Origin of the sequence: Paralimibaculum aggregatum, from assembly GCF_030270585.1 — a bacterium.
Classification (GTDB): Bacteria; Pseudomonadota; Alphaproteobacteria; order Rhodobacterales; family Rhodobacteraceae; genus Thermohalobaculum; species Thermohalobaculum aggregatum.
Genome location: NZ_BSYI01000049.1, coordinates 1 through 22,815, shown reverse-complemented (window position 1 = coordinate 22,815; position 22,815 = coordinate 1). Strand labels below are relative to the sequence as shown.

The following is a 22,815-nucleotide window of genomic DNA, read 5'->3' as shown; positions in this document are numbered from 1 at the left end:
GCCGGCGCCCGGCGGGTCAGGTGTAGTGCAGGGCTACCGGCCGCCCGTGCCAGCGCTCCACCGGGATCTCCATGCCGAATATCGGCGAGAGCCGCGCGCTGGCGAAGACCTCCGCCGCCGGCCCCTCGAGCGCGACCCGCCCGTCCTTCAGCGCGACGATCCGGTCGGCATGGGCGGCGGCGTAGTTGATCTCGTGCAGCACCACCACCACGGTGCGCCCGTGCTCTTCGGCGAGCCGGCGAAGCAGGCGCATCAGCATCCGCGCGTAGTACATGTCGAGGCCGCTCAGCGGCTCGTCGAGCAGCAGGTAGTCGGTCGCCTGCACGAAGGCCATCGCCACCAGCGCGCGCTGGCGCTGCCCGCCGGAGAGTTCCTCGGTGAAGCGGCCCGCCAGGGGCGCGAGGTCGAACTGCCCGAGCGCCGCCTCCACCGCCGCGCGGTCCGCCGGCCCCGGCCGCCCGCGGTGATGCGGAAACCGCCCGAAGCCGACGAGGTCGCGCACCGTGAGCCGGCTGCCCACCGTGCTGTCCTGGCGCAGGATCGCGAGCTTGCGGGCGAGGCGCTCGGTCGGCGTCGCGGCGATGTCCATCCCGTCATAGGCGATGCTGCCGGCCTGCAGCGGGCGCAGCCGCGCCATCAGCGACAGCAGGGTGGACTTGCCCGCCCCGTTCGGCCCGAGGATCGCGGTGACGCCGCCCTTCGGCAGGCTCAGCGTGATGTCGTGGAGGATCGGCGTGCGACCCTCCGCATGGCTCAGGTTCCGGATCTCGATCATCGCCAGCCTCGCCCCAGCAGCAGTGCAAGAAAGACGAGCCCGCCGAGGAACTCCACCACCACGCCGAGCGTGGCGGCGAGCCCGAGGGCGCGCTCGAAGACGGTCTGTCCGGCGATCAGCACGATGCCGGCGATCAGCGCCGCGCCGGGCATCAGCACCGCATGGCGATGGTCACGCAGCACGAGATGCGCGAGGCTCGTCACCAGCAGGCCGAAGAAGGCGAGGGGGCCGACCAGCGCCGTCGCGGTGGCGGTGAGCAGCGCCACCAGCACCAGCGCCGTCATCAGCATGCGCCGATGGTCGAGCCCGAGGCTGATCGCATGGTCGCGCCCGAGCGCCATCACGTCGAGCCGGTGGCGCATCGCCCAGGCCCCCGCCAGCGCCGCCGCACCCACCGCCATGGCGATCCAGAGCGGCCCCGCCTCGATCCGGTTGAAGCGCGCGAAGGAGGCGATCTGCACCGCGGCGAACTCGTTCGGATCGATCAGCCGCTGCACGAAGGCGGTCAGGCTGCGGAACATGACGCCGAGCACGATCCCCGCCAGCACCATGCGCTGCACGTCTCCCGCCGCGCCGCGCAGCAGCGCCGCGAAGAGGGCCACCGCGGCCAGCGCGAGGATCGCCGTCTCGCCGAGAAAGCGCCCGATCTCCGGGAGCTGCGCCGCCGCCAGCCCGCCGATGGCAAGCACCAGCACCGACTGGATCAGGATGTAGAGCGCGTCGAAGCCGACGATCGCCGGGGTCAGGATCCGGTTGCCGCTCACGGTCTGGAAGATCTGCGTCGCCACCGCCACCGAGGCCGCGACCAGCAGCAGCGCCGCCAGCCGCTCGGCCCGGAGCGCGAGCACGAAGCCCCAGTTCCCGCGCACCCCGATCACCAGGTAGACCAGGCAGGAGAGCGCGAGCGCCGCGGCGAGGATCGCGAGGCCCCTATGCGCCATGGCCGCGCCGCGTGACGATGAGCCAGACGAAGACCCCGGCGCCGATCACCCCGAACACCGTGGCCGCCGGCACCTCGAAGGGATGGATCACCAGCCGCCCGACGAGATCGGCGGCCAGCACCGCGCCGGCTCCGGCCAGCGCCACCAGCGGCAGCGCGGCGCGGATGTTGTCGCCCGCGCCCATCCGCACGAGATTGGGCACCACCAGCCCGACGAAGGGGATCATGCCGACGGTCACCACCGTCAGCGCCGTCACCGCGGCGACGATCAGCAGGCCGAGCAGCAGCACCCGCTCGTAGCGCAGGCCGAGGCCGACCGCCGCGTCGCGCCCGAGCCCGGCGATGGTGAAGCGGTCGGCCAGCAGATAGGCGGCGGCGGCGAAGATCCCGGTCAGCCAGAGGATCTCGTAGCGGCCCTGGACGACGCCGGAGAACTCGCCGTTCAGCCAGATCTCGAGAAACTGCATGAGGTCGGTCTCCCAGGCGATGAAGGTGGCGGCGGCGCCGAGGATCGCGCCCCAGGCGAGCCCGGCCAGCGGCACCAGCAGCGGCTGCGTCACCGGCAGGCGCCGCACCATCGCGAGGAAGGCGGCGGTGCCGGCAAGGCTCGCGAGGCTGGCCGCCAGCATCTTCGCCGCGAGCCCCGCCGCCGGCCAGACCAGCGTGACCGCCAGCAGCCCGAGCGCCGCCCCCTGGGCCGAGCCGACGGTGGAGGGCTCGACGAAGCGGTTGCGCGCCAGCATCTGCATGACGAGCCCGGCGATCGCCATCGCGGCGCCGGTCAGCAGGCAGGCCAGGGTGCGGGGCAGGCGGCTCAGCATCAGCATCCGCGCGCCCTCGCCATCGGCCAGCAGCGCCGAAGCCGAGAGCGGGGCCGCCCCGACGAAGAGGCTCGCCCCCGCCAGCAGCGCCAGCCCGGCCAGCGCCAGCGCGGCATGGCGCCCGGCCCGAGGCTCAGCGGTGGGCAAGGAAGCCGGCGGCAATGGTGTCGAACATCCCGGTCATGGCGCGCACGCCGCCGGCGGCGATATAGGCGCCGGCGGCATCGAGCTCGATGATCCGGCCGCTGCGCCAGGCAGCGGTCTCGGCGATCACCGCGTTGCCCAGCGTCGGCGAGACCCCGGCGCCGCGCTCGCCGATGGCGGCGCTGCGGTCGATCACGATCAGCCAGTCCGGATCGGCGACATGCACGAACTCGAAGGAGACCGCCTGCCCGTGATTGGCGGTGTCGAGCCCCTCGACCGCGGGCGGGATGCCGAGCGCGGTGTGGACCCAGCCGAAGCGGGAGCCCGGGCCATAGGCCGAGATCTTCGGGCCGTTGACCAGCAGGATCAGCGCGTTGCCCCTGCCCGAGGCCGCCGCCCTGGCAGCGGCGATCGCGCCCTCGAGCCGCGCCGCGAGTTCGGCGGCGGCATCCTCCCGGCCGAAGATCCGGCCATAGTCCCGCAGCCGCGCGAAGGACTGCGCGACCAGATCGTCGCCCCAGATGGTCATGTCGATGGTCGGCGCGAGGCGCGCGAGCCCGTCGACCTCGCCCGCCGAACGCCCCCCGGCGATGATCAGCTCCGGGGCGAGGGCGGCCAGGGCTTCGTAGTCCGGCTCGAACAGCGTGCCGACCGGCTCGGCCCTGCCGCCAAGATGCGCGAGGTGATCCAGGTAGAGCTGCGCCGGCACCCCGGCGAGATCCACCCCGAGCGCGTCGAGCGTGTCGATGGCGGCGATGTCGAGCGCGACCGGGCGCGCCGGATCGGTCTCGACAGCCACCGGCCCGCGGGCGGTCGCGACGGTCACCTCCGCTCCGGCGGCGGGCGTCAGCAGCAATCCGGCGAGCGCGAGGCCGAGAACGGCGCACCCGCCGCCCGCCCGGCGCCGCGCCGCTCCCGCCATCAGATTGACCGATGCCATCGAACATCCCGACATGCTGATTCCCGCTTTCCCGGATTTGCGTTGTGGGCCGGGGGTTTGCCGCCCGCGGCCATTGAGGACCGGCGGAGGGATACAATTCCCGATCATTGCAGTCAACTAATCCGATGCGCCCTTCATCCCGCACCGTTCCGGGCGCACCAGGGGGGCGGGAAACATTCTTGACTGCAACAGTCGGATATGGTCGGTTCCGGCGCAGGAAGCCATGCGGCACGCCCCGCCTGCCACCCAGATCAGCCTGTTTCAGCCTGGGGGGAACCATGCAGGGAATGTCGCGCATCGCGGCGCCGACGGCGCTGGCCTGTGCCGTGTCGATGGCGCAGGGAATGGCACGGGCGCAATCGGTCGAGACCTTCGAGCTCAACCCGATCGTCATCGAATCGCTGGCCGGCGACGGCGTGACGCTGACCGACGAGGACCTGCTGCGGCTCGACCCGGTGGATCTGCAGGACCTCTTCCGCACCGAGCCGACGATCACCGTCGGCAGCTCGATCCCGGCCTCGCAGAAGCTCTATGTCAACGGCATCGAGGAGACCAACCTCGCGGTCACCATCGACGGCGCGCGGCAGAACAACAAGATCTTCCACCACAACGCCACCACGCTGATCGACCCGGAGCTGCTGAAGGCGGTGCGCATCGACCCCGGCGTCGCGCCCGCGGATGCCGGGCCGGGGGCGCTGGCCGGCTCGATCCTGTTCGAGACGAAGGACGCCGCCGACCTGCTGGCGCCGGGCGACGATTTCGGCGGCTATCTCTCGGGCGAGTACAGCACCAATGGCGACGTGTTCGCCACCAGCGTCTCTCTCTTCGGCCGGGCGGAGGGTTTCGAGGGGCTGGCCTATTTCAAGCATGCCGGCGGCAACGCGATGCAGGACGGCGACGGCCAGACCATCATCGGCTCCGGCACCAGCCTGCTGAGCGGCATCGGCAAGCTCGCCTACCAGTCCGACGAGGGCTACCGCGTCGAGATCTCCTACGAGCGGGTCAACGACGACGAGGCCCGGCCCTACCGCGCCAATATCGGCCAGATCATCGGCGGCCGGCCGGTGCCGCTGACCCGTCCCTATGCGCTCGACCGCGAGAACATCGTGCTGAGCTTCGAGGATGCGACCCCGGAGGGGCTCTGGAACCCCTTGCTGGTGGTCGCCCACAGCGCCACCGATCTCGACATCGTGGAGGACGAGCAGCGCTCCTTCGGCAGCACCCGGAGCTTCAACGGCAAGCTGGCCAACCAGTCGATCCTCGCGTTCGGCACGCTGGATGCGGGCCTCGACTTCTATGCCGACCGCGCCGAGCTCGACTATCGCTACCTGCCCGCGCCGGAGTTCAACGAGGGCGGCACCGAGACGGCGCGGAACATCGGCGCCTTCGCCCAGGCCCGGCTCGCGCCGCTCGACCGGCTCGACATCTCCTTCGGCGGCCGGGTCGACTATCAGCGCTTCGAGGGGATCGAGGGCTCGGTCAGCCGCAATGCCGGCGTCTCCGGCAACCTCTCCGGCAGCTACGAGATCCTCGACGGGCTCACCGCCAGCGCCGGGGCCTCGCGGGTCTGGGGCGGGGTGGAGCTTGCCGAGAACTTCCTGATCAACCCGGCCTGGGTCTACCCGGACGGGGATCTCAGGCCCGCGGTCTCCAACAACCTCTTCGCCGGGTTGCACTACGATTTCGGCCCGCTGGTGCCGGCGCTCGAGGGCGCCTTCGTCAAGGCCAAGCTGTTCCGCACCGAGATCGACGATGCCCGCGACGAGGAATACCGCGGCGGCCCGGCGCTCTACCGCGACGTGCTCTCGCAGGGCATCGAGCTCGGCGCCGGCTACAGCTGGGGGCCCGGCTTCGTCCGCGTCGGCTATGCCAACATCGAGACCGAGATCGACGGCAGGCCCGCGGACAGCGACCTCGGCCAGTATCTCACCACACCGGTCGGCCAGGTCGTGGTGCTCGAGGTCAATCACGGCTTCGCCGATATCGGCCTGACCATCGGGGCGGATGCCGAGTTCTACCTGGAATACGACGGCACCTACGATCCCTATACCGGGCAGCGCGCGAACCCCCTGCCGGCCTATCAGGTGGTGAACGCCTTCGCCGCCTATACCCCGCCGCAATTCCCGAACGTGACCCTGCGGGCCGAGGTCACCAACCTTCTCGACGAGGACTATGCGAGCCGCGCCACCTATGGCCAGGAGTTTGACGGCGTGGTGCCGCTCGACGAGCCGGGCCGGGCCTTCCGCATCAGCGCGACAATCCGGTTTTGACCGCGCCGGCGGCATGTGCAGGATGAGCCCGCGCACCGCCCGGGCGGCTGCATCCACCGGAGATCCCATGGTTTCTCGCCGGCCCGCCACCATTGCCGAGATGCGCCGCGCGCTCGAGGGTTTCGCGACCGAGGAGGGCCTGCGCCGCGGCCTCGCTCTCGTGGCCGGGCCCAGCGATGTGTTCATCTCGCCCTACGCGAAATGCGGCACCACCTGGATGCAGCAGATCGTGCACGGGCTGCGCACCGGCGGCTCGATGGACTTCCGCGAGATCACCGAGGCGGTGCCCTGGCTCGAGCTGGCGCATGACATGGGCGTCGATCCGGCGGCGCCGCAGCGCGCGCATCCGCGCGCCTTCAAGTCGCATCTCGGCTGGGAGGAGATCCCGAAGGGCGGGCGCTACATCGTGGTGTTCCGCGATCCGCTCGACGCCATGCTGTCGCTGCACCGCTTCTTCGAGGGCTGGGTGTTCGAGGCGGGGGCGATCCCGGTGGCGGAATTCGCGGCCTATTTCCTGGAGCGCGGGTCGGAGAGCTGGTGGCACCATGCGCGCTCCTGGCTGCGCCGGCGCGGGCGGGCCGATACCCTGCTGCTGACCTTCGAGGGAATGAAGGCCGATCTGCCCGGCACCGTCGACCGGGTGGCGGATTTCATCGGCGCGCCGCCCGACCCGGCGCTGCGCGCGCTCGTCACCCGCCAGGCCGGGCTCGACTTCATGCGCCGCCACGGGACGCAGTTCGACGATCACCTGCTGCGCGCCGCGCGCGACGCCGCCTGCGGGCTGCCGCCGGGCGGCTGGTCCACCAAGGTCGCCCGGCAGGACGGGCAGGGCAGGGCGGCGCTCACCCCGGAGATCCGCGCCGCCTTCGCGGCCCGCTGGCGCGAGACCATCGCGGCCGAGTTCGGCATTGCCGCCTATGGCGATCTGGCCGGCTGGCTCGGCGAGACCGCATAGCTCCGGAGCCGGAGCCGGGCAGGCCAGCGAAGATCCGCCGCGTCAAGCGCAGGTCCACTGCTGCCGCCGACAGGCTTCTTCCGCTCTATCGCCGGCCCCGGCGCGCCCGGCGCCACGGCCCGCCGCGCTATGCACGCAACCTATCAATGGAAGCAGACCCAAGACAAACTAGGCCGGGCGCCCGTCTGCGGGCCACCCGATCGCCTCGTGTCTGGCGGGGAAGGCCCGGAGCGGCAGCCTCGACCGGCGCAGTTTTCTCCCGCCTAGTCAGCACTTTGGGCGCCGCCGCTGTCGCCGCCCAAGCGATGCTCAGCCTGCCGCGCCCCACGCTCGAGCAGGAGTCGTCGCCGCATGGCGGCCGGCAGGTCATGACGCTCAGTGACCCCCACCCGATCTGCGGGACGCCGATCCGCTGCGAGCAGCTCGCCACCCTTCTCCGGGCGGCTGATCGGGCGCTGGGAGGTCTCCGACGACACGCATCCCTGCACGCTGACGTTTCGCGAGGGCGCGGCCCGGATCGATGGTGACGCCTTTGGCCCGGCGGAGGTGATGATAGCCATCCGCCGCCGGTGCGGCCGCGCCGCCGAGGGCAGCGCGATGGCCGTCTCATGGCCACGCCGGACGCCGCCATGTCCGTCTGCCCGGCGCTGATCGTGCATCGCGGTGCCGGCGCCAGTGGCACCCCGGCCGATGCGCCGACCGGCACCGGCCCCCTCGAGCTGGCAGAACTCGCGGCCGGCCACCGCGCGGTTGTGGAGCGGCGCGAGAACGGCGGCCGGTGGCTCGGCGCTGCTCGACACGGTGGAGCAGATCGATCCCGGCACCGATGGCGCCGCCGCGATCACCGCCATCGGCGCAGCGGAGATCCATGCCGACCGCGAGAGCCCGGCGAACCTGCGCGGGCTCTTAGACAGCCTCTGGCTCGCGCGCCGGTAGACGCAAACGGCGCGATCCATCGTCGCCCGCAAGAGCGCAACCGCCGCGCCCTGCACCGACCGGGCCATGCGCCGGGCGATGCCGCTGGTCCTTTGCAGCGGCCACGTCATACAGCCCGGCAATGGCGACAGCGGGCCAGCCGCCGCAAGTCACCACACGGGCCCCATGCACCGGGGATGTGCCGCGCTGCCGGTGCCCGAGCACGGCCCGGAGCGCGGCCTCTCCATGCTCGCCGAGGCCGGGCAGGGGGAGGACGGGTTCGCGCTGATCCCGATCGACGGCGGCCGGCCGCGCACCGCCAGGGATGCCGCCGGCGCCCGGCTCCGGCGGGCCGGGGTCGCGGTCGGGCGCAGGGTGATCCTCGGCGGCAGCTTCGGGAGCGACCGGACGAAACGCCCTTCCCGGAGACCGACCGGGGCGGGCGGCCGCTCGGGCGCTGGTGCCGGACGAGGCGTCGGCGACCGATGGCCGGGATGCCCGGCGCGAGATCTTGGCCCGGCGCGGGGGCGTCCTGCATGGGAGCAGCATCATCTTCCGGCCGTTCCGGCGCAAGGTGGACCGGCACCATGCCGCGGAGCGGCGCGGCTACGAGATGCATCCGGAGGCGCCGGGCTGGCGGGCCGTGGGCGCCTTCCGGTACTTCACCTCTCCGGAGAACCGGAGAACCGGCGGGCGCCGGGGCTCAGTCGGCGATCTCCCGGGCGCGCTCGCGCAGGACGAATTTCTGGATCTTGCCGGTCGAGGTGCGCGGTATCGCGGTGAAGACGAAACGGCCGGGCACCTTGTAGGGCGCGAGCTGCTCGCGGCACCAGGCGCGGAGCGTCTCGGCATCGGCCTGCGCCGCATCGGCGAGCTCGACGAAGGCGCAGGGCGTCTCGCCCCATTTCTCGTGCGGCATGGCGACGACCGCCGCCACCGCCACCGCCGGATGGCGATAGAGCGCCTCCTCGACCTCGATCGAGGAGATGTTCTCGCCGCCCGAGATGATGATGTCCTTGGAGCGGTCCTTGAGCTGGATGTAGCCGTCGGGATGCACCACGCCGAGATCGCCGGAATGGAACCAGCCGCCGGCAAAGGCCGCACGGGTCGCCCCGGGGTTCCGGAAATAGCCCTTCATCACCACGTTGCCGCGGAACATCACCTCGCCCATGCTGCGGCCGTCGCGCGGCACCGGGCGCATCGTCTCCGGATCGAGCACCGCGAGCCGCTCCAGCGGCAGGTAGCGCACGCCCTGGCGGGATTTCAGCCTGGCCTGCTCGGCCGGGGGCAGGGCGGACCAGTCCGCGTGCCAGTCGTTGACCACCGCGGGCCCGTAGGTCTCGGTCAGCCCGTAGAGATGCGTGACCTCGAAGCCGGCGGCCTGCATCCCGGCCAGCAGCGTCTCGGGCGGCGGCGCGGCCGCGGTGAAGACCTGCACGGTGCGGCCGAGATCGCGCTTCACCGCCTCCGGCGCCGAGATCATCAGCTGCATCACGATGGGCGCGCCGCAGAGATGGGTCACGCCCTCGTCGGCCAGCGCGGCCCAGATCGGCCCGGCCCGCACCTGGCGCAGGCACACATGGGTGCCGACGATCGCCGACAGGGTCCACGGAAAGCACCAGCCGTTGCAGTGGAACATCGGCAGGGTCCAGAGATAGACCGCGTGCTTGGCCATCGAGGTGGTCAGCGCATTGCCCTGCGCCAGCAGATAGGCGCCGCGGTGGTGGGAGACGACGCCCTTGGGGTCTCCGGTGGTGCCGGAGGTGTAGTTGATCGAGATCGCATCCCATTCGTCCTCCGGCATCAGCCATTCGAAGGCCGGGTCGCCGCTTGTGAGGAACGCCTCGTAATCCTCTGCGATACCATCGGTTTCCGGTCCGTCGAACACCGGATCGTCATATTGGATCAGCGCCGGGCGCACCGTGGCCAGCGCCAGCGCCGCCTGCATCAGCGGCATGAACTCCCGGTCGACGATCACTAGGCGCGACATCGCATGATCGAGCTGGAAGGCGATGATCGCCGCATCCAGCCGGGTGTTGATCGAGTGCAGCACCGCCCCGCACATCGGCACGCCGTAATGGCATTCCAGCATGGCGGGCGTGTTCGCCAGCAGCACCGAGACCGTGTCGCCGCGGCCCATGCCGGCCCGCTGCAGGGCCGAGGCAAGCTGGCGCGAGCGCGCGTAGAACGACGCATAGTCCCGCCTCAGCGGGCCGTGCACGATCGCCGTGTGGCCGGGAAAGACACTGGCCGCGCGCTCGAGAAAGCCCAGCGGCGTCAGCGGCTGATGGTTTGCCGGGTTGCGATCGAGATCGGTGTTGTAGGGGTTTGCCACCTTGTCGAGCCTCACAGATCCTGCCTTCGGAGCGCGCGCGTCCCGGTGCATGCGGCGCTGCAATGCCGGGCATCACGGATGCGCATCCTCCCTATCACGACGGCGGCAGCCTAGTCACACGCCGCCGGGCCGGCCATCTCCCTTTGCACGCCGCGGCCCGCTCCGAAAGAACGCCCCGGCAGACCGCTCCGGCACGGCCGATCAGAACAGCGACTCGATGGTGAGATCCAGCTCGTTCGGCGGGATGTAGAAGCGCTGGTAGTAGACCACCTCGCCGGTCTGATCCCAGGCGGTGGACTTGATGTTCAGGATCATCGCCCCCGGTGCCACGCCGATGTGCTGTGCCGCCCCCTCCGGCGCGCCGGCAAAGGCGATCCGGTGATCGAGGCGCGTCACCCGCCGGTCGGTTTCCGCCTGCACCAGGTTCTTGAAGTTCTCGCTGTGCAGCGCGTCCAGCGGCCGGTCCCTGAAGAACGGATACCGCCCGGCATCGACGTAGAAATGGGTGACGATGGCGAATTCCTCGCCGATCATGATCCGGCGGTCGAGGCGCAGCACGGTCGCATCCTCGCCGATCACCTCGGTCCAGGCGCCCCGTTCCGCGACGGTCATGCGGCCGAGGATCTTCGGATAGACCGGCAGGAAGGGCCCGCCCGGCCGCGAGAACCGCGCATGCAGCGGCTTGCGCATGCTGTGCTCCAGCCCGCGGACGACCGTGCCGACCCCGGTCTTGCGCAGCACCAGCCCCGCCTCCATGAGCGCCCGCAGCGCCTTCTGCACCGTGCCGAGGCTGTAGGGCGACAGCGCGGTCATCTCGGCCTCGCTCGGCAGCTTGTCGCCCTCGACGATCACGCCCGTCTCGATGGCGCGGACCAGGGCGTTCTGCAGCTGCAGGTATTTCGGCACGGTCCGGTCGCCATCTGCCAGCTCGCGCGCGAGATACCCGCGCAGCACCGTGACGACCTGCGCCGCGCGGATCGGGTCCAGCCGCTCCAAGTCGTTGTCCCGTCGCGCCATCGCCGGCCTCCCAGGTTGCATCACGCGGATCGCTTGACAGGGATGATATCACTGCATAGCGTAATTACTATATAGCAATCAGCATGCGGCCACTCCCCTGTCGGCCCGTGCACCGAGCATCCACAAGCGCTGCCCCGCGGCAAGCGGCCGATCCGGCACCGAACGATTGGGAATGACCGAATGAAACCGAAGAACGTCTTGATCCTCATGTCGGACGAACACACCCGCGGCGCGGCGGGCTGCTACGGGCACGACATCGTCAGGACGCCGAACCTCGACAGGCTGGCGGCGCGGGGTGCGCGCTTCGACACCGCCTACACCCCCTGTCCGGTCTGCGTCCCGGCGCGCGCCGCCTTCGCCACCGGGAAATACATCCACCAGATCGGGACATGGGACAACGCGACCGCCTTCGACGGCTCGCTGCCGAGCTGGCACCGGCTGCTGCGCGAGCGCGGGCACCAGACGGTCTCGATCGGCAAGCTGCATTTCCGCTCGACCGAGGACGACAACGGCTTCGCCGACGAGCGCCTCTCGATGCATATCGTCGAGGCCAAGGGCGATCTGCTCGGGCTGATCCGCGACGAGGACACGGTCAAGCGCGGCGGCTCGCGCAAGATGGCGCAGATGGCCGGCCCGGGCGAGTCGATGTACACCCGCTATGACCGCGACATCACCTCCGACGCGATCACCTGGCTGCACGAGGAGGCGCCGAAACACCGCGGCAAGCCCTGGGTGATGTTCGTCTCCTGGGTGGCGCCGCATTTCCCGCTGACCGCGCCGTCGCAGCACTTCTACCACTACTACAACCAGGACCTGCCGGAGCCGAAGCTCTACCACCTGCGCGACAAGCCGATCCATCCCTATGTCGACGACTATCGTGGCATCTTCGCCTATGACGAGTATTTCGACACGCCGGATGCGGTGAAGCGGGCGCTGGCCGGGTATTTCGGGCTGGTCTCCTTCATGGACGAGCAGGTCGGGCTGGTGCTCGACGCGCTGGGCAAGGCCGGGCTGCAGGACGACACGCATGTCGTCTATACCAGCGACCATGGCGACAACCTCGGTGCGCGGGGCGCCTGGGGCAAGTCGCTGATGTACGAGGAGTCGGTCGGCGTCCCGCTCATGGTGGCCGGCCCCGGCATTCCCGCCGGCACGGTCGTGAAGACCCCGGCGAGCATCCTCGATCTCTATCCCTTCATCATGGAAGGCGTCGGCGCGCGGGACAGCGAGACGGTGCCGGACGACGTGCCGGGAACCAGCGTGCGCGCCCTGATCGACGGCGCCGAGGCCGATCGCGCGGCGTTCTCCGAGTATCACGGCATGGGCTCGCGAAAGGCCGCCTTCATGATCCGCAAGGGCGACTGGAAGCTGGTCCACTACATCGACTATCCCGACCAGCTGTTCAATCTCGCGGAGGACCCGGACGAGGTGAACGACCGGGCGGAGGAGCCGGGCTGCGCCGCGATCCGCGAGGCGCTGATGCAGGAGTTGCTGAAGATCTGCGACCCGGCGGCGGTGGACCGGGAGGCGCGCGCGCATCAGGCCCGGAAGATTGTCGAGAACGGCGGCAAGGAGCCGATCATCGCGCGCGGCGATCTCGGCTTCTCGGTGCCGCCGGGGGTGGAGCCATCGTTCAGCTGACCGCGGGGGGCGGGCGACGCCGAGCCGCCGGCCGGATCAGCCCATCGGTGCGGCATGCACCGCGACGAGCGCCTGGCGGAAACGGTCGATCATCGGGTCGGCGTGATGGCCGCCGCGCCGGACCGCGTAGAACGGGGAGGCATAGCGCAGCCCCGGGCCCCGGACCTCGGAGATCTCGCCCGAGCTCAGCCAGGTCTCCGCATAATGCCGGGGCAGGTGGCCGATGAAATGGCCCGAGAGCACGAGCAGGAGGATCGACTCCATGTCCCAGGCCACGGTCGCGGGCTTCAGCGGGATCGTCTGGTCCTGGAAATAGCCCCGCCCGGCATAGGCGAACTCCGTCAGCATCGCCGGCTCGATCTCGCCGGCCTCCTCCGCCAGCGGGTGCTGCCGGCCGCAATAGAGCGCCTGCGGCTCGTCGAAGAGATGATCGTAGAGCAGCGCCCGGCCTTCCTTGCGCAGCGGCACGAGCGCCAGCCCGTATTTCGCCTCGAGCACGCCGGTCTCGAGCTCTTCCGGCGTCGAGACCCGCAGCGAGATCTGGACGTTCGGCGCGACGCGCCGGAACTCGGCGATGGCATCGGGCAGGCGGCAGTCGCGGTTGGAGGCGATGTTGTCGACCGTGCCGATGTGGAGCACGCCGGTCAGCTCCCCGCGCAGGGCCGCGACGTCGTTGCCGAAGGCGTCCACCGCGCCGAGCAGCCGCTCTGCCGAGCGGTAGATCACCTCGCCCTCGCGGGTCAGGCGGAAACCGCCGCGCCCGCGCCGGCAGAGCCGCGTGCCGAGCGTCCGCTCCAGCGAGGCGAGCTGGCTGCTCAGGGTCGACTGGGTGATTCCGAGCTGCTGGCTCGCCGCGGTGATCCCGCCGGCCTCGACCACGGTGATGAAACGCCGGAGCATGCGCAGATCGGCATGTTTGAGCCGGATATCACCGTTCATGCAGGCTCCTTCGCAAAACCGCCCGTCGGGTAGGCACTACCGGATCGGACAGTTTACGCGTGAAAGCAAGCACAGGCGTGGTCCGCACCCATCTTCTCGAGCACCGGCGCCTGCCCGGCGCAGGACGGGGTCGCCACCGGGCAGCGGGTGCGGAAGCGGCAGCCCGAGGGCGGGTCGATCGGGCTCGGCAGGTCGTCGTGCAGGACCGGTGCCGGCTTCGGGCGCCCCGGGCGCGGCCGGGGCACCGAGGCGATTAGCGCGCGGGTGTAGGGATGGCGCGGCTCGCTCCAGATCCGCTGCCGGTCCGCCACCTCGACGATGCGACCGAGATACATCACCGCGATCCGGTCCGCGATGTGGCGCACCACCGAGAGGTCGTGGGAGATGAACACGTAGGACAGGCCGAACTCCCGCTTCATCTCGGCCAGCAGGTTGAGGATCTGCGCCTGCACCGAGACGTCGAGCGCCGAGACCGCCTCGTCGCAGAGGATCAGCCGCGGCTCGAGCATCATCGCCCGGGCGATGGCGATCCGCTGGCGCTGGCCGCCGGAGAACTCGTGCGGATAGCGCGCCGCCGCCGCCGGCGAGAGCCCGACCCGTTCGAGCATCGCCGCGACCCGCGCGGCCCGGTCGCGCGGGGTTCCGATCCGGTGCACCGCGAGCGGCTCGAGCAGGGTGCGCCCCACGGTCCGCCGCGGGTTCAGCGAGGAATAGGGGTTCTGGAACACCACCTGCACCAGCGGCCTGATCCGGCGCAGCGCGCGCCGGCTCTGCCCGGCGCATTCCTCGCCGAGCAGCCGCACCGAGCCGCGGTCGGGTGGCAGCAGCCCGGTCAGGAGCCGGCCGAGGGTGGATTTCCCGCAGCCGGATTCGCCGACGATGCCCAGCGTCTCCCCCTCGCGCACCGCGATGTCGACGCCGTCGATGGCCTGGACCGCGCCATGGCCGGTGTGGAAATGCTTCACAAGCCCGGTTGCCTCGACGAGATTCACAGCCGTCCCTCCACCGCGGCCGCTATCTGGCCCGCATCCTCCGGCGCGGCATGGTGGCAGAACACCGCCGCGCCATCGCCGCTCAGCGCCTCGGGCGGCGCCGCCTGCCGGCAGATATCCGCCGCGATCGCGCAGCGCTCGGCAAAGGCGCAGCCCTCGATCCGGCTGCCGGCAGGCTGCACCCGTCCGGGGATCTCGGGCAGGGGCTGCGCCGCGGCGCCGCCGCCGGTATCGGCGTCCGGATCGGGGATCGAGGCGAGCAGCGCCCGCGTGTAGGGATGCCGGGGCGCCGCGAAGAGCCGCGAGACCGGCGCCTCCTCGACCTTGCGGCCGGCATACATCACCGCCACCCGGTCGGCGACCTCGGCCACCACCGCGAGGTCGTGGGTGATCAGCAGCACCGACATCCCGAACTCCTGCTTGAGCTCCTCGATCAGCGCGAGGATCTGCGCCTGCACCGTCACGTCGAGCGCGGTGGTCGGCTCGTCGGCGATCAGCAGCCTGGGCCGGCAGGAGAGCGCGAGCGCGATCATCACCCGCTGGCGCATGCCGCCCGAGAGCTGGTGCGGAAACTCGTCGAGGCGCCGCCGCGGCTCGGGGATCCGGACCGCGCGCAGCAGCGCCTCGGTCTCGGCCCGCGCCGCCGCCCGCCCGAGCCCGCGATGCAGCCGCACCGCCTCGGCGATCTGCGCCCCGACGGTCATCAGCGGGTTCAGCGCCGAGGCCGGGTCCTGGAAGATCATCGCGATGCGGTTGCCGCGGATCCTGCGCAGGCTGCGCTCGTCGAGGGTGGCGAGATCGAGCCTGTCGAAGCGGATCTCGCCGGCCACCACCCGGCCGCGATGGCGCGGGATCAGCCGCAGCACCGAGAACGCCGTCGTGGTCTTGCCGCAGCCGGATTCGCCGACCAGCGCCACGGTCTCGCCGGGGCCGACCGAGAGGTCGATGCCGTCGACCGCCCGCACCGGGCCGCGGCTGGTGTGGAACTCGGTCGCCAGCCCGCGGATGTCGAGAATGGGATCGCCCCCGGTCATCGCCGCCTCCGTTTCGGATCGAGCGCGTCGTTGAGGCCCTCGCCGACAAGGTTGATCGCCAGCACGGTGACGAGGATCGCCACCCCGGGCACGGCGCAGACATACCAGGCGCTGCGCAGCACCTCGCGCCCGGCGCCCACCATGGTGCCCCAGCTCATCACGTTGGGATCGCCGAGCCCGAGGAAGGACAGGCTGCTCTCGAGCAGGATCGAGGTGGCCACCGCCAGCGAGGTGGAGACCAGCAGCGGCGGCGCAGCGTTCGGCAGGATCTCGCGGAAGATGATGCGCCGGTCGCTCATGCCGACCGAGACCGCCGCCTCGACATATTCGCGCTCGCGGATCGAGAGCACCTCGGCCCGCGTCAGCCGGGCGAGCTGGGGCCAGGAGATCGCCGCGATGGCGAGGATGATGGTGCCGACAGAGGGCTCGAGGATCACCACCAGCACCACCGCGAGGATGAAGGGCGGGACGATCTGGAAAAGCTCGGTGAGCCGCATCAGCAGGTTGTCGATGCGCCCGCCATAATACCCCGCCAGCGCGCCGATCGAGATGCCGACGAAGGCCGCCGCCGCGGTCGCGATCAGCCCGACCAGCAGCGAGACGCGGGCGCCGTGCAGGATCCCCGCCAGCAGGTCCCTGCCCAGCATGTCGGTGCCGAGCGGGAAGCGCGGATCGCTGCCGGGCCAGAGGAAGGGCCGCGCCACCATGGCCCAGGGATCGGGCGCCGAGAGCATCGGCGCGAGCAGCCCGCCGGCGGTCACCGCGAGCAGCAGCACCGCGCCGATGGCGGCCGGCCGGTTGCGCCCGAAGCGCTTCAGGAAAGGATCGGCCTCGGCCATCAGTCCACCTCGATCCGCGGGTCGATCCAGAAATAGAGCAGATCGACGAGAAGGTTCATCAGCACCACGAGCACCGAGCAGACGAAGAGGATGCCGAGCAGCAGGTTGAGATCGCGCTGGAACACCGCATCGAAGGTGAGCCGGCCGAGCCCGGGCCAGGCGAAGACGGTCTCGATCAGCACCGAGCCGCCGAGCAGCGTCGACAGGTGCAGCCCGGCCAGCGTGACGATCGGCAGCAGCGCGTTGCGCATGGTGTGGCGGGGCAGGATCGCCAGCTCCGACAGCCCCTTGGCGCGGGCGGTGGTGACATAGTCCTCCTCCATCACGTTCAGCACCGAGGCGCGCATGATCCGGCAGTAGATCGCGATGAAGAAGAAGGACATCGTGGTGACCGGCAGGATCATGTGCCAGGCGATGTCGGCGACGAGCGCCAGCCCCTCGCGGTCTCCGGTGATCGTGGTCATGCCGCCGGAGGGCAGCCAGCGCAGCTCCACCGAGAACAGCACGATCATCATCAGGCCGATCCAGAACACCGGCGTCGCATAGGCGATCATCGCGCCGACCGAGATGATCGCATCGACCACCCCGTTGGCACCGCGGGCGGCCAGCGTGCCGAGCAGCACGCCGAACAGCACCGAGACGCCGAGCGTCGTCAGCATCAGCAGCAGCGTCGCCGGCAGCCGGTCGAGGATCAGCTCGAGCACCGGGACGCCGTGCCGGAAGGAATGGCCGAGATCGAGCTGCAGGAGCCGCAGCAGCATGTTCCAGAGCTGGACATGCATCGGCTGGTCGAGGCCGAACTCCTCCCGCAGCCGCGCCATGTATTCGGGGGTCGCGGTGCCGGCTTCGCCGGCCAGCACCTCGGCGGCGTCGCCGGGCGCGATCTGCAGCAGCAGGAAGTTGAGCACCGCGACCGCGAGGATGAGCGGAACGGCCTGCAGCAGCCGCCGGCCCGCATAGGCGAGGATCCTGGAGCGTCTCACGCGGCGCACCCCCCGGATCCGGGCCCGAGGAGCGCCGTCGGCATCGAATCACCGGGTTTTGCCCTCATTCTGCCTATTTTCACATCACAACAGTTACAATTCTGTTCAATCACTGTGCGATCTCGACTGTTCTGGCTGACTCTGATGACATTTTGGCCTCCTGCGACGATTTCAGCTTGCAACATCACACGGAGGGAACGCAAGCTCTTCATCACAGCGAAGCCAGTAAAGTTGAGGACCATCAATGTTTCGACCCCTGGACGCCTACCGACACCGCCTCGGTTCGATCGCGCTCGCCGCGATGCTTGCCGTGGTTCCGCTCACGCATCCCCCGGCGGCCGATGCCGCCGAGGGCGGCACCGTCGTCGTCGCCATGCAGAGCGAACCGCCGACGCTCACCTCGGCCTTCAACCCCGCGGGATTCGCGGGCGTGGTCTCGACGAAGGTCCTCGAGGGCCTGCTCACCTACGACTTCGACCTGACGCCGCAGCCGTCGCTGGCCGAAAGCTGGGAGCTCTCGGACGACGGCCTGACCTACACCTTCAATCTCCGGAAGGGCGTGCGCTGGCACGACGGCGAGCCCTTCACCGCGGCGGATGTGGTGTTCTCGCTCAACGAGGTCTGGCGCGAGCTGAACCCGCGCGGGCGCACCATCTTCGCGAAGGTGACCGATGTCTCGGCGCCGGACGACCACACCGTGGTGATCACGGTGTCCGAGCCCTCGCCGGCCATCATGAAATCGCTGTCCTCCTACGGCGCGCAGGTGCTGCCCGAGCACATCTATGCCGGCACCGACATCACCGCGAACCCGGCCAATGACGCGCCGATCGGCACCGGCCCCTACAAGTTCGTCGAGTGGCAGCGCGGCGACTACACCCGCTATGCCCGCAACGACGACTACTGGGCCGAGGGCAAGCCCCATCTCGACGAGCTGGTGTTCCGCTACATCAACGATGCCGGCTCGCGTGCCGCGGCGATGGAAGCCGGCGAGGCCCAGCTCGCCACCTTCAACCCGGTTCCGCTCAACGATGTCGAGCGGCTGCGCGAGACCGGCTTCCTCGAGGTCGAGACCCGCGGCTACGAGTATCTCTCGCCGATCTTCCTGATCGAGTTCAACCAGCGCGGCGAGTATCTCGGCAACCGCGATGTCCGCCGGGCGCTGGCGATGGCGGTGAACAAGGACTTCATCGTCGACGTGGTCTGGTACGGCTACGGCAAGGTGGCGAACAGCCCGGTCCCCTCGACGCACGGCGATCTGCACGTGGCCTCGGATGGCTACGGCTTCGATGTGGGCGCGGCCAATGCGCTGCTCGACGAGGCCGGCTTCCCGCGCGGCGACGACGGCATGCGCTTCTCGCTCTCGATCGACTACAGCCCCTATGCCGAGACGATCCCGCGCACGGCGGAGTATCTGCGCCAGGCCTGGAAGGCCGTCGGCGTCGATCTCGTGCTGCGCTCGCAGGACATCCCGACGCTGCTGCGCCGCGTCTTCACCGACTACGACTTCGACATGCACCTCAACTTCTATTACGCGATGCCGGATCCGACGATCGGCGTGCAGCGGCTCTACTGGAGCAAGAACATCCGCAAGGGCGTGCCCTTCGCCAATGCCCATGGCTACAGCGACCCGCGCATGGACGAGGTTCTCGAGGCGGCGCAGTTCGAGAACGACCCGGCGGTCCGCAAGGAGCTCTATGCCGAGATGCAGGCGATCGCGCATCGCGACATGCCTGTGCTGCAGCTCTTCGAGATGAAGTTCGTGACGCTGGCCAACGTCAAGGTCACCGGCCACACCGTCGGCGCGGAGGGCCCCTACGGCTCCTGGGCCGATCTCGAACTCGTCGACTGACAACCAGAGGGAGGCACACAATGGACGGCGCAACCGCGCTTCATCAGCTCGTCGACACGAGCAACAGGCTGGTCAGCCGGCGGATCTTCTTCGACGAGGACATCTTCCGGGAGGAGATCCGGCGGATCTACGCACGCTCCTGGCTGTTCGTCGGGCACGAGAGCCAGATCCCGGAGCCCGGGGACTACATCACCAACTACATGGGCGAGGACCCGGTGATCATGGTCCGCGACCGGGCCGGCGCCGTCCGGGTGTTCCTGAACTCCTGCCGCCACCGCGGCATGAAGGTCTGCCGCAACGATTTCGGCAACACCAAGACCTTTGTCTGCGTCTTCCACGGCTGGTCCTATTCCACCGATGGCAAGCTGGCCGGCGTGCCCTACCAGAAGGAGGCCTACGGCAAGCGGCTCGACACCGAGAAATGGGGCCTGCTGGAGGTGCCCAAGGTCACCAGCTATGGCGGCTTCGTCTTCGCCAACTGGGACGCCGGCGCGCCGAGCCTCGACGACTGGCTCGGCAACGCGAAATACTATCTCGACATCACCATGGAGCGCCCGCTCGGCGGCGTCACCTTCCTGAAGGGCACCCAGCGCTACCGCGCCACCTCGAACTGGAAGCTGATGGCGGAGAACTTTGCCGGGGACAGCTATCACCTTCCCTATTCCCACGGTTCGGTCTACCGCCTGAACATCCGGCAGATCAGCCCGGTGACCTACACCTCGGCGCCGGCGCTGCACACCGTGACCGCCGACAACGGGCACTGCTTCACCAGCATCGCCTTCGAGAACGAGCGCTTCGAGGCCGACATGAACGAGGCCAGGGAATACACCGAGGAGGTGCGCGCCTATCTCGAGAAATGCCGGGCGCGGCTGGTCGAGCGCCTTGGCGAGGATCGTGCGAACATCTATGCCCTCGGCTTCGGAAACATCTTTCCGAACCTTGCCTTCAACAACTTCAGCGCGCTGCGGCCGATGGGTTTCTACCAGGCCCATCCCAAGGCGCCGCACGAGATCGAGATGTGGCAGTGGTGCGCCATCGACCGCGACGCGCCGGAGGCGGTGAAGGAGATGGTGCGGGTCGACTTCACGCGCACCCAGGCCGCCTCGGGCATCGCGGCGCAGGACGATGCGGAGAACTTCGAGCAGGTGACCGAGGCGACCCGCGGCGTGATCGGCCAGACGCTCGACTTCAACTACCAGATGGGCCTCGAGGCGCCGGGCGAGCCGCATCCGCTGCACCCGGGCCGCGTTGCGCCCTATTTCAGCGAGAACAACCAGATGAACTTCTACACCCGCTGGGCCGAGATGATGGCCGAGCCTGCCGCCGAGGTCGTGCAATGACCCTGGACACGATCGAGGACCCCCGCCTGCTGCACTACGAGATCGAGCAGTTCTACTTCGCCGAGGCGGAGCTGCTGGAGGCCGGCCGCTACGAGGACTGGATCGAGGCGACCTTCACCGAGGACATCCACTACTGGATGCCGGTCCGCGAGACCCACAACGACCGGGCGCTCGGGGTCCGGGGCGAGGGCGATCTCGCGATCTACGACGACGACCGGACCTTCCTCGCGGCGCGCGCCGAGCGCTTCAGGTCGGCGCTCGCCCATGCCGAGCTGCCGCCCTCGCGGCTGCGCTACTTCGTCACCAACCTGCGGATCGAGCCGGCCGGGGAGGGGCTCGCGACCCGCTGCAACCTGCTGGTCAACCAGACCCGGCTCGGGCGGCTCGAGCACCAGTATGTCGGCGAGCGGCAGGATGCCTTCCGGCGCACCGATGCCGGCTGGCGCATCCACCGGCGGCAGGTCATCCTCGACCACACGACCCTGCCGAGATCGCTGACGGTGTTCTTCTAGCCGCCGGCGCTTCGGCGGCCGTCGAGGGGCGCTGCGCCGGCCCGGCCGGTGCCGGCCCGCATCCTCGCCGCAAGATGCCTGGCTCCGCCCCGGCGGCGGAGCCGGTCTGCCGCACACCCTCCCGGACCGGCGCGGCGGCGGTGCCACGAGGTCGGCCTGGCCCGGACTTGCCAGAGAGCAACGCCCTTCCCCGCGCAACCTCACCGCGGCAGGCCCGTCGTCCGGGCATCTCTCAAGGGCGCGGACACCCGCTGGCGGCAACGACGGCAGAGAGCTGCGCCGTCTGACCCGCCGCCGACCGAAAGCGCCGCGGCGCCCTTCGCAGCCAGCCTCGGCCGCGACGGCGCCAACCACGCCAATCCCGCAACCGTTGCTCCAAGGGCCGCCGAGGCTGGCAGCGCCCGCGGCATCGACCTCGACACCGCCGATGCGCTCGACATCCATGGCGGGACGATCGGGGGCATCGCCCACGGGATTGCCGCAAAGGCGGAAGGCGACATGGGCAGAGCCTGCAACGGCCTCGGCACCTTCGAGCGTGGCAAGATTCCAACTGCAAGCGACGCGGGCGCCGGCACCGGCTGGCATCAACGGTCGGATACCCGCGCATCGCCAACACCGGCGGTATCGACCGGGCCGTCCGCACAGTCATCGAGACCACAAGCAAGGACGGGCGCGGCATCGCCTGTGCCTGCGGCTTCGCCGATCTCCCCGGCGGCGACCCGGGCACCGGCGGCAATCCCGGCAATGTCCCGCCCCGCTCGATACGTGCAAACGGCGACCGCGACGCGACCACCGTTGCCGGACGCCGCCCGGCGGCATCCATCGCCTGTCGGTGGCGGGCCGCATCCGCGCTGTCCGCGACACCCCTGTGGGCCGGGCGAACCCCACGCCGACGCGCGATCTCGTGCACCGCATCGCCGGGGTCTTCCGCGAGACCGGGGCAGGGGGGCCCACCTCGATATCGGCGCGGGCAGCCGCATGACCCCTCGCGCGACGCACTGCCTTGCGGAGCGGATACCTTTCGTACCCCATCTGTGCCGATGCCAATGCCGCGGCCTTCGCCCGCGCCGAGGACTGCCGTCCTGGCAGATGGCGTCGAGAATTCCACCCGCCCTGCGGCTTTGCCCGGGTTACGGCCGGGACCAGCAGCGGCCGGGTGGCAGGGCAGGGCTCGCCGCCGCGCACCCCACGATCAGGGTCTCCGCCATGACGGGACCCGCGGAGGCGGCGCGATCGGTGATGCCGGGCGCTACTCCGGCACCTGGTGGTATAGGCCGTTCGTCCCGCGTGAGGGGATGCGAGGGGGAGGGCGCAGTGGGAGGGCAGTCCTGACGCCGTGGCGGGGACCTTACCAGTCGTGCGGCAGGAGGTGGACAAGGAGCAGCGTCGCGTCCGGCCCGGATGCCTTGGATGCGCTTCTCCGGGCTTGCCCGCGCTTTCCCAGCGAAAAGGCGGCGCGACTGCGGGAACGGCTGCCGCGACCGCGGGCAGCGCATCGTCCGGTGTCGATGTCCCGCCGGATGCGGGTTCTCCCGGGGCCCTGGTTGGGGCCCCGGGCGGTTTGCGCGCCTCAG

General features: G+C 70.2%; 18 protein-coding genes. 7 read left to right on the top strand and 11 right to left on the bottom strand.

The features are described from left to right. Positions 1–16: 16 nt before the first annotated feature. From QSJ97_RS21170 to QSJ97_RS21155, 4 genes are read right to left on the bottom strand one after another with little or no spacing between them, the layout of a single operon-like run. Positions 17–775, bottom strand: a complete 759-nt coding sequence (locus tag QSJ97_RS21170; RefSeq protein ID WP_285674265.1) for an iron ABC transporter ATP-binding protein — start codon at positions 773–775, stop codon at positions 17–19. Further along, positions 772–1,716: an iron chelate uptake ABC transporter family permease subunit gene (locus QSJ97_RS21165; protein ID WP_285674264.1), complete on the bottom strand. Its 945-nt coding sequence runs from the start codon at positions 1,714–1,716 to the stop codon at positions 772–774. Before QSJ97_RS21165 ends, QSJ97_RS21170 begins: the two co-directional genes overlap by 4 nt. Then, positions 1,706–2,683 (bottom strand): ABC transporter permease, encoded by a 978-nt coding sequence (locus QSJ97_RS21160; RefSeq protein ID WP_285674263.1) that lies wholly within the window; start codon positions 2,681–2,683, stop codon positions 1,706–1,708. Before QSJ97_RS21160 ends, QSJ97_RS21165 begins: the two co-directional genes overlap by 11 nt. Continuing rightward, positions 2,670–3,602 (bottom strand): siderophore ABC transporter substrate-binding protein, encoded by a 933-nt coding sequence (locus QSJ97_RS21155; protein WP_285674285.1) that lies wholly within the window; start codon positions 3,600–3,602, stop codon positions 2,670–2,672. Before QSJ97_RS21155 ends, QSJ97_RS21160 begins: the two co-directional genes overlap by 14 nt. Positions 3,603–3,907: 305 nt before the next feature. On the opposite strand from QSJ97_RS21155, the gene QSJ97_RS21150 reads away from it, so the two are divergent. The 3 genes from QSJ97_RS21150 (at position 3,908) to QSJ97_RS21140 (ending at position 7,781) form a co-directional block, all read left to right on the top strand. After that, positions 3,908–5,890, top strand: a complete 1,983-nt coding sequence (locus QSJ97_RS21150; protein WP_285674262.1) for a TonB-dependent receptor domain-containing protein — start codon at positions 3,908–3,910, stop codon at positions 5,888–5,890. 67 nt (positions 5,891–5,957) lie between these two features. Next, positions 5,958–6,845 (top strand): sulfotransferase domain-containing protein, encoded by an 888-nt coding sequence (locus QSJ97_RS21145; protein ID WP_285674261.1) that lies wholly within the window; start codon positions 5,958–5,960, stop codon positions 6,843–6,845. Positions 6,846–7,535: 690 nt separating this feature from the next. Next, positions 7,536–7,781 (top strand): hypothetical protein, encoded by a 246-nt coding sequence (locus QSJ97_RS21140; protein WP_285674260.1) that lies wholly within the window; start codon positions 7,536–7,538, stop codon positions 7,779–7,781. A gap of 682 nt (positions 7,782–8,463) precedes the next feature. Here QSJ97_RS21140 and QSJ97_RS21135 read toward each other — a convergent pair. Beyond that, positions 8,464–10,110, bottom strand: a complete 1,647-nt coding sequence (locus tag QSJ97_RS21135) for an acyl-CoA synthetase (RefSeq protein ID WP_285674259.1) — start codon at positions 10,108–10,110, stop codon at positions 8,464–8,466. Between the two features lie 186 nt (positions 10,111–10,296). Then, positions 10,297–11,112 (bottom strand): GntR family transcriptional regulator, encoded by an 816-nt coding sequence (locus QSJ97_RS21130; RefSeq protein ID WP_285674256.1) that lies wholly within the window; start codon positions 11,110–11,112, stop codon positions 10,297–10,299. Between the two features lie 180 nt (positions 11,113–11,292). Between QSJ97_RS21130 and QSJ97_RS21125 the strand changes: the two genes are divergently transcribed. After that, a complete protein-coding gene (locus QSJ97_RS21125) occupies positions 11,293–12,753 on the top strand; it encodes a sulfatase family protein (protein WP_285674254.1) in 1,461 nt (486 codons plus the stop codon). 36 nt (positions 12,754–12,789) lie between these two features. Here the strand turns inward: QSJ97_RS21125 and QSJ97_RS21120 are convergent, their stop codons facing one another. From QSJ97_RS21120 to QSJ97_RS21100, 5 genes are read right to left on the bottom strand one after another with little or no spacing between them, the layout of a single operon-like run. Further along, the gene (locus QSJ97_RS21120) at positions 12,790–13,692 is read right to left on the bottom strand and encodes a LysR family transcriptional regulator (RefSeq protein WP_285674252.1); all 903 of its coding nucleotides are present in this window, start codon (positions 13,690–13,692) and stop codon (positions 12,790–12,792) included. A gap of 53 nt (positions 13,693–13,745) precedes the next feature. Then, on the bottom strand, positions 13,746–14,684 hold the full coding sequence (locus QSJ97_RS21115; RefSeq protein ID WP_285674250.1) for an ABC transporter ATP-binding protein: 939 nt from the start codon (positions 14,682–14,684) through the stop codon (positions 13,746–13,748). Then, a complete protein-coding gene (locus QSJ97_RS21110; RefSeq protein ID WP_285674249.1) occupies positions 14,681–15,718 on the bottom strand; it encodes an ABC transporter ATP-binding protein in 1,038 nt (345 codons plus the stop codon). Before QSJ97_RS21110 ends, QSJ97_RS21115 begins: the two co-directional genes overlap by 4 nt. Beyond that, positions 15,715–16,557 carry an ABC transporter permease gene (locus tag QSJ97_RS21105; protein ID WP_285674248.1) on the bottom strand — a complete coding sequence of 281 codons (843 nt, stop codon included), beginning with the start codon at positions 16,555–16,557 and terminating at the stop codon, positions 15,715–15,717. Before QSJ97_RS21105 ends, QSJ97_RS21110 begins: the two co-directional genes overlap by 4 nt. Next, the gene (locus tag QSJ97_RS21100) at positions 16,557–17,540 is read right to left on the bottom strand and encodes an ABC transporter permease (RefSeq protein ID WP_285674247.1); all 984 of its coding nucleotides are present in this window, start codon (positions 17,538–17,540) and stop codon (positions 16,557–16,559) included. The genes QSJ97_RS21105 and QSJ97_RS21100 overlap by 1 nt, the downstream gene beginning before the upstream one ends. Positions 17,541–17,784: 244 nt before the next feature. Here QSJ97_RS21100 and QSJ97_RS21095 point away from each other — a divergent pair, with 244 nt between their 5' ends. Genes QSJ97_RS21095 through QSJ97_RS21085 form a run of 3 tightly spaced genes read left to right on the top strand, consistent with a single transcriptional unit; the run spans position 17,785 to position 21,241 of the window. Further along, a complete protein-coding gene (locus QSJ97_RS21095; protein ID WP_285674246.1) occupies positions 17,785–19,389 on the top strand; it encodes an ABC transporter substrate-binding protein in 1,605 nt (534 codons plus the stop codon). Positions 19,390–19,409: 20 nt separating this feature from the next. Continuing rightward, the gene (locus QSJ97_RS21090) at positions 19,410–20,729 is read left to right on the top strand and encodes an aromatic ring-hydroxylating oxygenase subunit alpha (protein WP_285674245.1); all 1,320 of its coding nucleotides are present in this window, start codon (positions 19,410–19,412) and stop codon (positions 20,727–20,729) included. After that, positions 20,726–21,241, top strand: coding sequence for an aromatic-ring-hydroxylating dioxygenase subunit beta (locus QSJ97_RS21085; RefSeq protein WP_285674244.1), 516 nt, complete (start codon positions 20,726–20,728; stop codon positions 21,239–21,241). The genes QSJ97_RS21090 and QSJ97_RS21085 overlap by 4 nt, the downstream gene beginning before the upstream one ends. Positions 21,242–22,815 lie beyond the last annotated feature (1,574 nt).